Source organism: Elusimicrobiales bacterium (genome assembly GCA_041651175.1).
Lineage (GTDB): Bacteria > Elusimicrobiota > Elusimicrobia > Elusimicrobiales > Elusimicrobiaceae > JAQTYB01.
In genome coordinates this window covers 148,993-161,857 of sequence record JBAZJT010000001.1, presented here as the reverse complement: position 1 = coordinate 161,857, position 12,865 = coordinate 148,993, and the positions used below count along the sequence as shown (strand labels likewise).

Sequence of the window (12,865 nt, the reverse complement as noted above, 5' to 3'; positions counted from 1 at the left end):
TTGCAATGCCCGTGTTAGGAGTTTATACTACTATTAAAAGGGTAATTTGATATGGGAATTGTTTTTCTGCGCGGCGCAAGGCGCGGGTCGGCTCTGGTGATAGCGGTGCTGCTGTCGCTGCTGGTCGTGTTTTTCATGACCGTGGGCGGACAGCTCATCGCCACCTCGCATAAGGAAACAAAAATCCAGCAGCATGTGCTGACCGAGGCCGACAACCTTGCCCGCGCCGGGCTGGTGGACTGCATCTCCTGGTTCAAGCGGCAGACGGTGCAGCCGGTGCGCAGCGGTGTGCCGCCGACGCTTTATTCATACCCCGACGCCGCTTTTTATCCGCGCTACAACGCCAACCCCCTGCTGCGCGACACCATAGACGAAAGCACCGGCCTGGTCAAGGAATTTCCCATAACAAACGACAACTCCAAATGGGGCCGCTACGAATTGCAGAGGCAGACCGTAAATCCAGCCTCCGGCGGGGCCAATGTCCATGCCGTGCGCGACATCACCGGCGACCGGGTTGACGGCCACTATTCCGGCGAGGGGCTGGTCTGGTATCTGGAAAGCGCGGGCTATATTTATAAAAAGGTGGACCCGGCGAAGGCTTACAACGTCTCGCCCAATGTGGTCCTCTCCCGGGTGCGCGCCTCCACCGAGATACGGCGCATCTCGCTTTCGCTGCCGATGGAGGCGGCATTCACCGTCAAAAACGGCGGCAGCGGCAGCACGAGAACAGTGGTTCTCAATAAAAACGGCAGGGTGATGGGAATGACCGGCGTCGGGGCCTGCCGCTACAGCGGCAACGCGCCCACGGTCAACACCGGCGCCACCCTGGCCGGCAGCCAGGCCAGCGCCACAATCACCAACGACCCCACCCCGCTTTATGTGATGGGCGTTTCCAGCGCGGATCTGAAGCTGCTGGCGGATTATGTGGTTACGGACACAAGCCTGCTTCCCGCCACATTGCCGGAGATGACGCTGATGTTTGTGGACGGGAACGCCGTTTTCTCCTCCACCCGCCCGCTGGTGGGCAGCGGGGTGCTTTTTGTGAACGGCAACTTGTCCATTACAGCCGGGTCCAACTCCTATTTCAGCGGGTTTATATACGCCACCGGCACTACAACCATTTACGACCCCGCGCTTATAAGCGGGGCGGTGGTAGGCTATACCGGCGGAACAATATCCCGCTCCGGCGCGACAAGTGTGGCGGAAATAGACTACGATTCCGCCATACTGAACGCCGTGCGCCAGCAGATTTGCCAGTACCGGGAGAACAAGTCCACGCTGCACGTCTTTATAGGCGTGCCGGGGCTGGAGAACTGATATGTTTTCAGAGCGTAACAAACCCGTTTCCCGCAGCCGGGCGGGATTCACTCTGATAGAAGTGGTGATGGCCAGCGTGATTCTGGCCATAGCGGTGCTGGGGCTTATGCAGATACAGAATTTCATGAGCAAGCAAAGCGTAACCATAAGCGAAAAAACCTTCGCCAACCAGAAAGCCATACAGATGCTGGAGGAGCTGCGCTCGCTGGTTTCCGGCTCGGAAAGCACCGACCTGTCCGTGCTGGACGATTTTGACGACGGCGCGGTGTACAAAAACATACTTACCACCAACACCTCCGTAACCTCGCCGGATTCGCCCGAAAGCGGCAATGTCAACGGCCAGTGCGGCGACAGCTGGAAATACCTGCGCCAGATTTCGGTGATAAAACTGCCGGAGGAGCCGTTCTCGCGCAGGGTGTATGCGCGGGTGTACAAGGCCTCCTGCTCCAACCCCAATCAGCCGGGCGAGACGCTGGCCGAGGCGATGACCATTCTCAAAACCATCAAATCCCAGTTCGTGCCCACGCAGGTGATGGATGTTTTCATTCTTGCCATAGAGAATGTCGCGGGCTGGTGGTCTTCGATAAGCGACATGAGGCCGACTTTTGACTCCGTCATGCAGGACCTGCAAAACCGCAATCCGGGGCTGGAAATACGCACGCATTGGGTAACCCGGCTTTCCTACGGGCGGGACCAGTATTACATGCCTTATATCAACGATGCGGCGCGCACCAATGTTTCCCCCAGCCCGCTTGTATATCTCTATCCCGGCAAAACCCAGCAGAGCGACGGGAGCGATTATGATTTCTACGTTTGGGACAAAATCAACGGAAGAATCAACGTGGACGGGGAACGCAAAAACGAAGACAACTATGCTCTGGCGGACCAGTTTAACCATTCAATGCGCGAGCCGGACGAAGAGGACGCCTATGCCCTGGCGGTTGCCTCCGCCGCGGCCATAGGCCAGCCTGCGCCGGAGCTGAGCTGGCGGCTGCTGCTGGAGCGGCTTAATCAGGCCGACACTCCATACAGGAACATTCTGCTGGTGAACCTGCACGGCGAATTGCTGCCGCTGCCGCCTATGCACAATTATTCCGACGCGGCCAAAGACCCGGTGAACTCTCCCAACCGGCGCGTGGTAACCCATCCCGAGAGAATACTTTACACCAGCACGGACACGGTCAAACTGCGCGTTTACGCTTATGTAACGGACCAGGCCGTATGCACCGCCGACCCTTCCGCCGCGCTTAATGACATCACCTTGCAGTTGTCAACAAGCGTGCCGCTCGTGAATCTGTTGACCGCACAAAGGATTGATGGCGACGCCAACAACAACTACGAAATAAATGATCGAAAAGGGGATGGCCTCACCGGAGCTGTTCGTTATGATGCGACATCATCAACATGCACGGTTATCCGGCTTACAAACGGTACCAAGCTGTGCAGCGGTCTACGTTCCACCAAAGGCCTGGCCAGTTCGGCACAACTTTACGGCATGGAGTATATCCCCTGTCCGATAGGAGCGGATTTCACCGCCGATTTGACCACGACCGGCACTACCCCCAAAAACACCGCGCGGTGGATTATATCGCTTGCGCCTCCGGCGGGCGGCTGGACGCCGGGCCGCTGGGATGTTGACACCTATATCGGGCCGTCCGCAAGCAGCGGAACGGTGTATTCCAATGTTTCAAGAACCCATGTGTGGATAAGCACGACTGTTCCGATAACAGAGCAGTACCAGCTTACCGGCGATGCCAGATACTGTCCCTACATGGACGTGAAAGCCAATAACGGCTACAACTGGTATTTTGCCGACCCGGATTCAATCGACAGCAGCTATAACGGAAATGCCGCGTACACCAATTTCTCAAAAGGCGCAAACGGCTGGGGCGAAACAGCCAACGATATAGACGTGCCCCGCTATATGTACATCGTCCGCAACGGGCTGCTGAACTCCCACGCGGTCTGGACGACGATGAACGGCTGGAGCTACTATTACCACGGTTTCGGCGGCGAGTTCGGCAGCGACATGCAGCCGCTGCCCAATGCGGTGCCGTATATCGTTACGCCCTGGTCGGCGACGCGCAACGTAACGGATGTCTACGGCGTCAACGAAATCGTCAATTATTGCGGCGCGTCAAGCAATAAGGTCAACAGCCGGCTTGTGGCCACCACCGACAATGCCTGGCATTGCAGCCCCTGGCTGGGAGAGCTGTATCCCGATACTGATTACTCCGTGTGGGGCGACACTTCCGCCGCGCCAGGCAATCTGCCTACAAACCTGAATTTGCGGACCGGCGTTCCCAACTATTACCGCGCCACGCATACCGCCAATGCGGCATGGAAGTTGGGACGGGTGCGCGAGTTCCGGCTGCAATCCAAAGGCTGCGAAACTTTCTTCAACGGCAAACCGGCTTCCCAGAACGGACCGTTTGAGCATGTCAGCGTTACCGGCAACGGCACAATAACCTCGCTGGCAAGCGATGTGGGCTCCATGTTCAATTTCCCGCTGCTCTCGTCAATAAACACGCCGCGGCCTTTCACGCTCAACTATAACAACAATTTCCCGAATGAATGGAGCGACACCACCTATTCCGGCACGTTGCGCACCACCATAGACATCCCATCCATAGGCAGCGTCGCACGTAAGTATTACACCTACGACAGTTCTTATGATTCAAGCGCGATAGTGCGCATGACCAATGCCGCGGGAACGGCTTTCGTGGTTGTCTCCGGCATGGGAACGCAGTCGGATTTCGGCACCTCGCAGCTTGGAAAATACATGATAATGCTGCTGCTGCGCAGCTTCATGGACGGCGGCCTCTACACCGGCGACAGCAAGATAACCCAGGTGCCGGTGGTGTCCATTTCCTCGCCCACGGTGGCCGACACTTTCACCGACCCGATGACCATAAACGTCGGCTGGAACACAAGCTGGACCCGCTGGGACGGCCAGCCGTACACAACCGAATACTCATCCGGCTACGCCGACAGCGAGACGCTGATGTACCATGTCAAATACTCCACCAACAACGGCAGGACCTGGAAATTCTGCTCCGACAACACGGCCACAACGGCGGGCGCGCGCGATTCGGCGCATCTTACGGCGCTGACTTCCTATGTCTGGACCGTGGCCGCGCTGGAGCGCGGGTCGTATATATTAAGGGTGGAGGCCTTCCGGGGCAACGTAAATCTTCATTATGCCTATCATCAGATGCAGGTATATATCTACCGCTGACAGCAGGGGCTTCAGCCTTATGGAGGTGGTGCTTGCCGCCGCCATAATGGCTATTGTCATGCCCGCCATAATAATGCTGCTCAACCACACCAACAAGGGGTTTGCCGGTTTTGAGGCTTTCAACTCGCTTAAAACCATGAACGAGAACACGGTAAATCGCATGTACCTGCGGCTGGGCCGGTGCAAACGGCTATTCCAGAACGACACCATGGGAACGGCGATGCTGAGCAACATGATGATGACCGGCGCCCCCGCGAAAATGATCGGCTCGCGCCTGCCGGTGGTTTTGCAGAACGGCTCGCTAACCCCGGGCACCACCAGTTTTGACGGGACCGCGTTCGGCAACAGCATGCTGCTGGCCTATAACAGCGAAACCAGGGTGATGGACAACATATCGGATTCCGCGTCCACCCCCTCCACCTGCACCGTGCGCGTTGATTTGTACAAATTCGCGTATTATTACCTGACGCCGTCTGGCTCTCCGTCCATAGGCGGCAAGCAGACCTATAAAAACACCGAATGGGAAAGCATTTCCTATGCGGACTGCGGCCAGCTTACCACTATTTCAAACTCGCAGAAAAGGTCCAAATCCATAGTGGCGCTCTATGACGGCGGCGTGCGCTATTGCTGGAACTCTTCCGCGTCGGCATACAATGTTTCCTTCTCCTCGCTGGTGGTAACCGGCACAGGGTCGGCGGCGGCAGGCTCGGTGTTTTCCGCGCCCGGGCACAAGGCGCAGAAAAACAGCGTGAAAACGCTTACCTCGCTGGTGATGGGGATAATGGGCGGCGCGTATCAGTACGGCGTGTCCGCCAACACCGCCGGCATGACGGGCAATACCCGCACGGTGCCCGCATTCGCCACAACATCCGGAACTTTCCCGGCGGGATTTGAAGTCGGAGTGATAGGGCCCACGGCGGGCAGGAAGGTGCTGGTGCGCAGCGTGATATATGCCTCCGGCCCCATGAACCGCCCTATCATGGACGAGAAGCTGATTATAGCGGTCGCCCGCGATATATGGTGAAGGCGGCGGCCAGCAGCGCCAGCAGCCGCAAAACAAAAGCCGCCAGGTATCCCGCCGGACAATAGCTGAACAAAACCTCGTGCCTGCCGGCGGGAACGAAAACCGCCTTGTTTATCAGGTTGGCGCGGTAAAGCGGCGCGGGCCTGCCGTCAATTTCCGCGCGCCAGCCGGAATCGTAATTATCCGCAAACACCAGAAAAGCGTCCTGTGCCGTTTCAATGGCGGCGCGCAGTTCCGTCTGCGAGTATCCGAGCGCGCGGACCTCGCCGCCCGGCCTGCCCCGGTTGCGTTTCCAGCCGGCGGGCGAACAAAGCAGCGCCCCCGCTTGCGGGGGCGGATTTTCAATCACCGCGGATTCATCAAAGAACTCTGGCGATGGGATGTGCTGGAAGCCGTAATACGCCTCCTCCGGCGAATGCGCCGGGACGGCGTTATAAGCCAGCCGCAAAACCGGCGCCGTAACGCCGAAAATTTTCTTTTTGTAGCTTTCCGGCATGGAGCAGCCGGCCAGCGCGTCGTAGTATTTCAGGCTGGCGAAATTGGCCATGCCCAGCAGCAGTCCCGGATCCTCTTTTGAAACCACTACGGCGGGCGACACAGCCGTGAAAACGCCGTATACCGCCGGCGCCATCATGGGATAGGCAGCGTATTTGTAAATGTCAATGCCGTAGGGCCGGTATTGCGGAAACTCAAGCGGGGGCTGCGCCCTGTAAACCGGAATTTTGCTTCTGTCCGGCGCAAAATCCGTGTTAAGAACCGTTTCGTAGCCGCGCGAGTAGCCGATTACCGCCGCCGCCGTCGCCGCGAAAAACACCGCTCCCGGATTGCGCCGTCTCATCAGCCATAACAGCGCGGCGCAGGCGGCCAGATACAGCGCCGCCGCTGAAGCGGCGAATACCGCCCCGCTCTCCGAGAGCCGCGCGAAATTCCCGAACGGCGGATGAAGATGGCGCGCGTCAATGCCCGCGGCGAAACACGCCGCCACGGCGGCCAGCGGCAGTTGCAGCGCCATGAAAAGCCGCCGGTCCGGCGCGGCGCAAAATCTCTCAAAACCGCGCAGCGCCAGCATAAGCAGCGCCAGCATGGCGGGGGTGAGCATGAAACCCCAGTTCCTTGTCAGCAGGAAGGTGCGGTCATGCCTGAAATAATCGCCGATTCCGAAAAGCCCCAGCGCGGGAACAATGCAAATTATAAAAAGCGCGGCGAAGGCGGTTTCCTCCGGCGGGATGTTTTTCCTCCTTGCAATATCCGCCGCCGCAAGCAGAAACCCCGCCGTCCCGAAAGCCGCAAACGCGGGGCCGATATGCAGCCCGCCCTGCCAGGTCGCAACCAGACGGACGGGGCTAAGCAACGTGGCGAAGGCAAACTGCGGCTCCAGCATGAAGCCGTAGTTGAACGCCCGGCGCAGCACCGGCGCCATGCCGGCGACTTTCAGCGCGGCCAGCGCGCTTGGCGCAATTCCCGCCGCGAAAACAAGCGCCGCCGCGCCGAAAGCCTTCCAATGCGCCGCGCGCGCGCCGCCGCGCGCCGCCGCGTAAACCGGCGCGAAAACGGCAAAAGCAAGCGCCGGATAAATCGTCAGATAGCCGAAATTGCCAAGAAAAGCCGCCGCGCCAAGCAGAACGCCGTTGAGAATGCAGGGCTTGTCCCATGCGCGCATGAACAGCCACAAAACCAGCGGAAAATACCGGTACGGGGCCAGAAATGTGAGCTGGGCTATGCCCGCCTCCATAGCCGGACCCGCCGCGCAAGCCAGAAACACCGCAAGCGCGGCCCACCAGTTTTTCGTCATGCGCAGCGCGCACAGCAGCGCGCCCAGGCCGAATGCCGCAAGCCACAGCGCGGCGCTCTGCTGAAGCGCCAGCATGGAATTGGCGCCGGCAAAATAATTCGCCGCCCATGCGATAAATGCCAGCGGGTCGCAGACGCCGTGCAGTTCCGCGAAAGGCCACAGCGGATGGCCGCAGTTTAGCTGCGGGCTCCACAACGGCAAATGTCCGGAAAACAGCGCGGAATAGAAAATCTGGAAGGAGGCCAGCATCGCCCTGTTGTCGTGAGTGAAAAGGAAGCGGCCCGTCAGAAAATGCCGGAACGCGAACAGCGCGAACGCGGCGCACAGCGAGAGAGATATGATTTTGACGCTGCGCGGCGGGGTATTCGTATTCATTTTGCGGGCGCAAACGCCGCGGCCAGTTTTCGCGCCTGCGGCGGGAAGGCCTCCGTTTCGCGCAGGTAAGCCTCTTTGTCCGCGCCCAGTTTGACTGCGGTTTTGACGTCCGCCGCCGCGCGCGCGTCCTGGCCTATGAAGGAATAGGCGGCGGCGCGCGCGGCATAACCGCGCCAATCCTCCGGCGCGATTTCAACGCAGAGGCCCGCGTCAACCAGCGCGTCGCCGAACCGTTTCAGCCGCGCGTATACGGCGCAGCGCCCGCGCAGAATGCGCCCGTAAAGCCCGCGGGACACCTCGGCCAGATTGGAGCCTCTGGCGCGCGCCTGCGCTTGCGCCTGGCTGTTTTGGGCAAGCGAGCGCAGGTACGGCTCCATTTTCAGCATCGCTTGATTGTAGTCGTCCAGCGCGGCCCTGAGGTTGCCGAAGGAGGCTGCTATTTCCGCCCTGTAGATATAGGCCGCCGGATAGCCGGAGGAATGTCTTATAACCCTGCCGAAATCCGCCCATGCCTGGGCTGGCCTGCCGGTTTGCATGTTCACGATACCACGCTCGGCCACGGCTTCGGCGCAGCCCAGCGCGGCGGCGGCGTTGAGAAGTTTCATTTTGGACCCGATGTCCGGCGCGGCGCAGGCCATGGCAAACAGTTTCCTGCCGCCGAACCACGCGCCCAGCATAAGCGCCGAAAACGCGAAAGCGCAGAGCAGCGGCGTCCTGAACCGTTTCATCAGATGTAGGGGATGCTGATGCGGGTCGGCTCCGGCTTGGGCTTCCAGGCGAATTCGGTGCGGTGCAGCTCTATGGCTATGGAAAGGAACACCTTAAGCATGCAGGTTACCGGCATGGCAAACACCACGCCCCAGATGCCGAACAGCTCGGCCCCCGCCAGCAGCGAAAACAGTATCACGATGGGATGCACCTTCACGGCGCGCTCCAGTATGAAGGGCTGCAGGAACCAGTCGTCAATAAACCGCAGAGAGACAAACAGCAGCAGCACCTGCACCACCGGCCCCGGCGAGGAAAACTGCATGAACGCCGCTGCGCCGCCCAGCGCGCCGCCCACTATCGGCCCCACATAAGGTATAAGGCTGCTTACGCCCATTATGACCGCCACGGCCACCGCGTATTCCAGATTCAGCATTTCCAGCCCCACCAGCGCGAGCAGGAAAAGTATGGCGGCTTCCACCAGCACGCCGCGCAGGTAGTTGCCAAGCGACTGGTCTATTTCGGACATTATGTGCAGCGTCATCTCCACATAGCGCGACGGCAGCAGGTCCAGAAACGAGTTGAGCATGCGCGAGCCGTCTATAAGCAGGAAAAACGCGATGAACGGCACCAGCACTATAAGCGTCAGCCCCGGCAGGATTTTGATAATCAGCATGGGCAGCAGCTCCGCAAACGAAGCCAGCTTCTGCCCGGCTATGGCGACCCAGCCGGCGTACATCTCCTTTGAAAACGGGGTGCCTTTTGTGACCCTGCTTTCCAGCGCGCCGGAGGCGGCCTTTATTTTGTCCACATACGCGGGCCACTGCTGCTGGAAAAGCTGCGCCTCGCGCACGGCCAGCCCGTAAAGCCAGTATATCGCCCACACCGCAGCCAGCCCCGCCACCAGATATATCGCGGCCACGACATGCAGCCGCTTGCAGCCCCTGTTTTCAAAAAAGGCCACCACCGGGTTGAGCAGATACGCCACCGCCATCGCCAGCACGAACGGGAACACCGCCGCCGAAGCCGAGACGGCAAGATACGCCGCCGCAGCGGCCAGCACAAGCGGCAGCGCCATCTCCGCCGGGCGCCTTTTCTGTGAAAACAGGTTCATTGCCCCGCCGCGGCGGACTGCTGCTCCATTATCGCCCTCAGCCGGGAGGAAAGCGTTCTGGCCAGATAATGGACTATCACCACGCCGATGGCCGGATAATCCAGCATCATGTTTTCCAGCCGGTTTTTGTAGAGAAGGTACACTTTGGTTTTTTCAGACGCCATGGCGCCGGCGGTGCGCGGCATTTCCTCCAGCAGCGCCATTTCGCCGAATATCTCGCAGGGGCGGACTTCCGCTATCACGGCGTCCGCTCCGCCGGTTTTCCTTGTAAGCTGCACGTTGCCGGCGGCCACTATGAAAAGCGCGCGGCCTATGTCGCCCTCGCAGAAAAGCGTCTCGCCTTTCAGATAGGAGCGTTCCTCCAGCACCTTGGCCAGATGCGTGAAATCGTTCTGGCGCAGCCCCTGGAAAATGGGAAGCTGCATCAGGAACTCGCGCTTGTCCGCGTGCTCCTTGTCGCGCAGGAAGGAAAACAGGCCGGAGAGCGGCATCGCTACTTCACCCTGCCGCTTACCACCGCCGCCGCGCATTGCGCGGCCTTGAACCAGAACGACTGCACAGTGTTGGAGATGGCGCTGACGGCGTTGAAAAGGCCGCGCGTCGCCTCCACCTTGTCGTTGGCGTTGATGGCCAGGTATTCCACCGCCTGCGCCGTGGCGCGCAGCTGCTTCATCGTCTCCACGAAATGCCACGCGGCATACGCCACGGAGATTGTTATCACGCCCGCGCACACCGCAAGAAACAGTCCCATAGAATTCTCCTTATCAAGCGGCCCGGCGGCGCGCCGCCGGGCCGGAAAACCGCCGCGTTAGCTGAGCAGCTCGTCGCACTGGCCGGAGCCGCCGGGGCAGGCCGCCGACGTTGGAACAGGCTTAAGCGGCATTGTTACGCTTATCGCGTAAACCCCGTAGCGCGGGGCAACCGTTGTGCTCATCGTGTGCCGCGTCATCGTAAGGGTATACGTCGGCGCGCCGCCGCTTCCCGCCGCCAGCGCGACAGCCGCCGTGAAATACTTCAACGTGATGGAGTTGGTGCTCATGTTCGGATACGAAATGTCCAGCTTGGTGAAATCGTTGCCGTACATCCCGCCGTTGCTGAGATACCGCTCCTGCGCCGATTTGATGGAAGACGCCAGCGCCATCGCCTCGCTGACCCGCGAGCGTTCCACCACCTTGAAATACTGCGGTATCGCTATAGACGCCAGCACACCCACTATCAGAACCACCACCAGCAGTTCTATAAGGGTAAAACCCAGCCTTGCATTCTTGCGCATACCACCTCCGCGTAACAGACGGCAAACCTCATCCGCATATCGGATGCGTGCTGCCTATGGTAGAATTATATGTGATATGAAAGTTTCCATCAAGCCCGCGCGGCGCCATGCGCGCGCCGCCGCGGCGGTTGCGCTGTTTGCGGTGCTGGCGGTCATTGTGTGGCGCAAGCTGTTTTTTGGCGGGCTTGTGCCTGCGGACGGCAACGCCCTGGCTTTTTTCTATCCCTTCACCACGGCGGTAAAGGACGCATTCGCGCGGCGCGAGTTGCCTTTGTGGAATCCGCTGAAAAACATGGGAGAGCCGCTGCTGGCGGATCCGCAGGCCATGATGCTGTATCCGCCGATGTGGGCCGCAGCCGCGCTGGGCTATGCCGGCTTTGTGAAATTCTGGGTGATTTTTCACTTCGGGCTGCTGTTTTATTTCTGCCGCAGAACGGCGGGGCTGGCCGCGGCGGGCGGCGCGGACGCCGCCGCCCAAGCGGCAGGCGCGGATGCCGCCGGCGCCACAGGCGGCTGGGCCGCGCTTGCCGGAGCGGTGTTTATCGCATTCAACCCGGCGCTGATTTCCAAGATAACGCTGCTCAATTATGTGTCGGCGGCGGCGTGGGCTGCGGCCTCGCTTTATTTTTTCATGGCGGGGAGGCTGGCCGCTTTCTCGGTTTCGCTGGCGCTGCTGTGGCTGGCGGGTTTTCCGCCCTACTGCATAATCGCCGCGCTGGCTCTGGCGGGGCTGGCTTTGTGGGGGCGGAAGGCGAAACTGGTTTTCTTTGCCGCCGGCTCGGCGCTGGCGGCGGCCCTGTCCGCCGCGCAATGGCTGCCTTTTCTGGAGATGCTGCGCAACTCGTCCCGCGGGCTGGTTCTGGGCCCGGAGCAGGCTGCCAAGTTCAGCGTTCCGCTCCATGCGCTGTTTACTCAGGTTCTTGTCCCGCCGGCGCTGAAAACGCCGGATTTCGGGGCCGGCGACCCCGCCATCCTTTCCTTCTATATCGGCATCCCCGCGCTGTGCCTGGCGGTTTATGCGGCCGCAAGGGACAGGCGCGCGCTGCTTGCCGCGCTGGCCGGCATTGCCGCGCTGGTTTTGTCGCTTGGGCCGACGTGTCCGCTTTACCGGCTGCCGCTGTTTAACATATTCCGCTTTCCGGCGCACTGGCTGCTGCCGGCGGTGTTCATAACGGGGCTGCTGTGCGCGCGCGGCATCGCCGGGCTGCGGAACGGGCGGCTGGCCGCGCTGCTGTCTCTGCTGGTCATGGCGGATGTGTTTGCCGCGGCGGCGGCGCTCAACTCCTGCGCCTGGGTAAAGCCGGTATTTTTCACGGAGGAGCCGCCGTTGTCTGTCATCGCGCGGGATACGGGCGGCAGGATATACCACACCGAAAATTACATGCGGCTGGTGGGCGCAAGACCGTTATACGAGAAGGCCGATTATCTGCGCGTCAAGGAGACGCTGCTGCCCTCTCACGGAACGGCTTTCGGCCTGGGCGAGGCGCGCAGCCTTCAGGAAATGCGCTCCCTTCAGTGCGCGTGGTACCTTGACCGGCTGGAAGACGCGCCGGACAAGCGCGCCCTGCTGGACGCCGCCCGCATCACTGTGGTGGTGGACGCCGCTCCGGGGCAGGGCGGCGCGCCGGAAATAATACTCTCGCGCAACGCCGCCGCCAGGCCGCCCGCGTTTTTTGACGGGCCGCAGCCTCCGCCCGAATACATCGCCTCGCGCAACCGGCTGCGCGCGCGCTTTGCGCCGGGAAAAGACGCGCGGCTGGTGTTTTCGCAGGTGAATTATCCCGGCTGGCGCGCCACAGTGGACGGCAAACCCGTCCCGCCGGAGGATTGGTGCGGCTTCATGTCGCTGCGCATTCCGTCCGGCGCGCGAGAGGCGCAGGCGCGGTATATGCCGCGCTCTTTTATCGCGGGCTGCGCGGTTTCTGCCTGCGCGATGCTTGTTCTGGGGCTTTTTTTGCTATAATAAATGTGTCCCTGCGGCTTGCCGCGGGACGGATTCACGGACGGCGATTTCCCAGAACCGCACC

General features: G+C 60.6%; 10 protein-coding genes. 4 read left to right on the top strand and 6 right to left on the bottom strand.

The annotated features are described in order from the left end of the window. Nucleotides 1–51 precede the first annotated feature (51 nt). The 3 genes from WC421_00755 to WC421_00745 are packed head-to-tail and all read left to right on the top strand — an operon-like array spanning nucleotide 52 to nucleotide 5,579. Nucleotides 52–1,317, top strand: coding sequence for a hypothetical protein (locus WC421_00755; protein ID MFA5160754.1), 1,266 nt, complete (start codon nucleotides 52–54; stop codon nucleotides 1,315–1,317). A 1-nt stretch (nucleotide 1,318) separates the two neighbouring features. After that, nucleotides 1,319–4,555 carry a prepilin-type N-terminal cleavage/methylation domain-containing protein gene (locus tag WC421_00750; protein ID MFA5160753.1) on the top strand — a complete coding sequence of 1,079 codons (3,237 nt, stop codon included), beginning with the start codon at nucleotides 1,319–1,321 and terminating at the stop codon, nucleotides 4,553–4,555. Beyond that, the gene (locus WC421_00745; protein MFA5160752.1) at nucleotides 4,518–5,579 is read left to right on the top strand and encodes a prepilin-type N-terminal cleavage/methylation domain-containing protein; all 1,062 of its coding nucleotides are present in this window, start codon (nucleotides 4,518–4,520) and stop codon (nucleotides 5,577–5,579) included. Before WC421_00750 ends, WC421_00745 begins: the two co-directional genes overlap by 38 nt. On the opposite strand, the gene WC421_00740 is transcribed toward WC421_00745, so the two are convergent. Genes WC421_00740 through WC421_00715 form a run of 6 tightly spaced genes read right to left on the bottom strand, consistent with a single transcriptional unit; the run spans nucleotide 5,551 to nucleotide 10,838 of the window. After that, complete coding sequence (locus WC421_00740; protein MFA5160751.1) at nucleotides 5,551–7,746, bottom strand: hypothetical protein; 2,196 nt, start codon at nucleotides 7,744–7,746, stop codon at nucleotides 5,551–5,553. The genes WC421_00745 and WC421_00740 overlap by 29 nt on opposite strands. Next, complete coding sequence (locus tag WC421_00735; protein ID MFA5160750.1) at nucleotides 7,743–8,474, bottom strand: hypothetical protein; 732 nt, start codon at nucleotides 8,472–8,474, stop codon at nucleotides 7,743–7,745. Before WC421_00735 ends, WC421_00740 begins: the two co-directional genes overlap by 4 nt. After that, nucleotides 8,474–9,565: an AI-2E family transporter gene (locus WC421_00730; protein ID MFA5160749.1), complete on the bottom strand. Its 1,092-nt coding sequence runs from the start codon at nucleotides 9,563–9,565 to the stop codon at nucleotides 8,474–8,476. The genes WC421_00735 and WC421_00730 overlap by 1 nt, the downstream gene beginning before the upstream one ends. Next, complete coding sequence (locus tag WC421_00725; GenBank protein ID MFA5160748.1) at nucleotides 9,562–10,056, bottom strand: cyclic nucleotide-binding domain-containing protein; 495 nt, start codon at nucleotides 10,054–10,056, stop codon at nucleotides 9,562–9,564. The genes WC421_00730 and WC421_00725 overlap by 4 nt, the downstream gene beginning before the upstream one ends. A 2-nt stretch (nucleotides 10,057–10,058) precedes the next feature. Continuing rightward, the gene (locus WC421_00720; protein ID MFA5160747.1) at nucleotides 10,059–10,316 is read right to left on the bottom strand and encodes a hypothetical protein; all 258 of its coding nucleotides are present in this window, start codon (nucleotides 10,314–10,316) and stop codon (nucleotides 10,059–10,061) included. Between the two features lie 57 nt (nucleotides 10,317–10,373). Beyond that, nucleotides 10,374–10,838: a prepilin-type N-terminal cleavage/methylation domain-containing protein gene (locus tag WC421_00715; protein MFA5160746.1), complete on the bottom strand. Its 465-nt coding sequence runs from the start codon at nucleotides 10,836–10,838 to the stop codon at nucleotides 10,374–10,376. 76 nt (nucleotides 10,839–10,914) lie between these two features. On the opposite strand from WC421_00715, the gene WC421_00710 reads away from it, so the two are divergent. Further along, a complete protein-coding gene (locus WC421_00710; protein MFA5160745.1) occupies nucleotides 10,915–12,801 on the top strand; it encodes a hypothetical protein in 1,887 nt (628 codons plus the stop codon). Nucleotides 12,802–12,865 lie beyond the last annotated feature (64 nt).

Bases quoted from the DNA above. Each gene is read 5' to 3' on its own strand.
- WC421_00735 (MFA5160750.1), bottom strand. From the start codon at position 8,474: ATGAAACGGTTCAGGACGCCGCTGCTCTGCGCTTTCGCGTTTTCGGCG.
- WC421_00750 (MFA5160753.1), top strand. From the start codon at position 1,319: ATGTTTTCAGAGCGTAACAAACCCGTTTCCCGCAGCCGGGCGGGATTC.
- WC421_00715 (MFA5160746.1), bottom strand. From the start codon at position 10,838: ATGCGCAAGAATGCAAGGCTGGGTTTTACCCTTATAGAACTGCTGGTG.
- WC421_00755 (MFA5160754.1), top strand. From the start codon at position 52: ATGGGAATTGTTTTTCTGCGCGGCGCAAGGCGCGGGTCGGCTCTGGTG.
- WC421_00740 (MFA5160751.1), bottom strand. From the start codon at position 7,746: ATGAATACGAATACCCCGCCGCGCAGCGTCAAAATCATATCTCTCTCG.
- WC421_00720 (MFA5160747.1), bottom strand. From the start codon at position 10,316: ATGGGACTGTTTCTTGCGGTGTGCGCGGGCGTGATAACAATCTCCGTG.
- WC421_00725 (MFA5160748.1), bottom strand. From the start codon at position 10,056: ATGCCGCTCTCCGGCCTGTTTTCCTTCCTGCGCGACAAGGAGCACGCG.
- WC421_00710 (MFA5160745.1), top strand. From the start codon at position 10,915: ATGAAAGTTTCCATCAAGCCCGCGCGGCGCCATGCGCGCGCCGCCGCG.
- WC421_00745 (MFA5160752.1), top strand. From the start codon at position 4,518: ATGCCTATCATCAGATGCAGGTATATATCTACCGCTGACAGCAGGGGC.
- WC421_00730 (MFA5160749.1), bottom strand. From the start codon at position 9,565: ATGAACCTGTTTTCACAGAAAAGGCGCCCGGCGGAGATGGCGCTGCCG.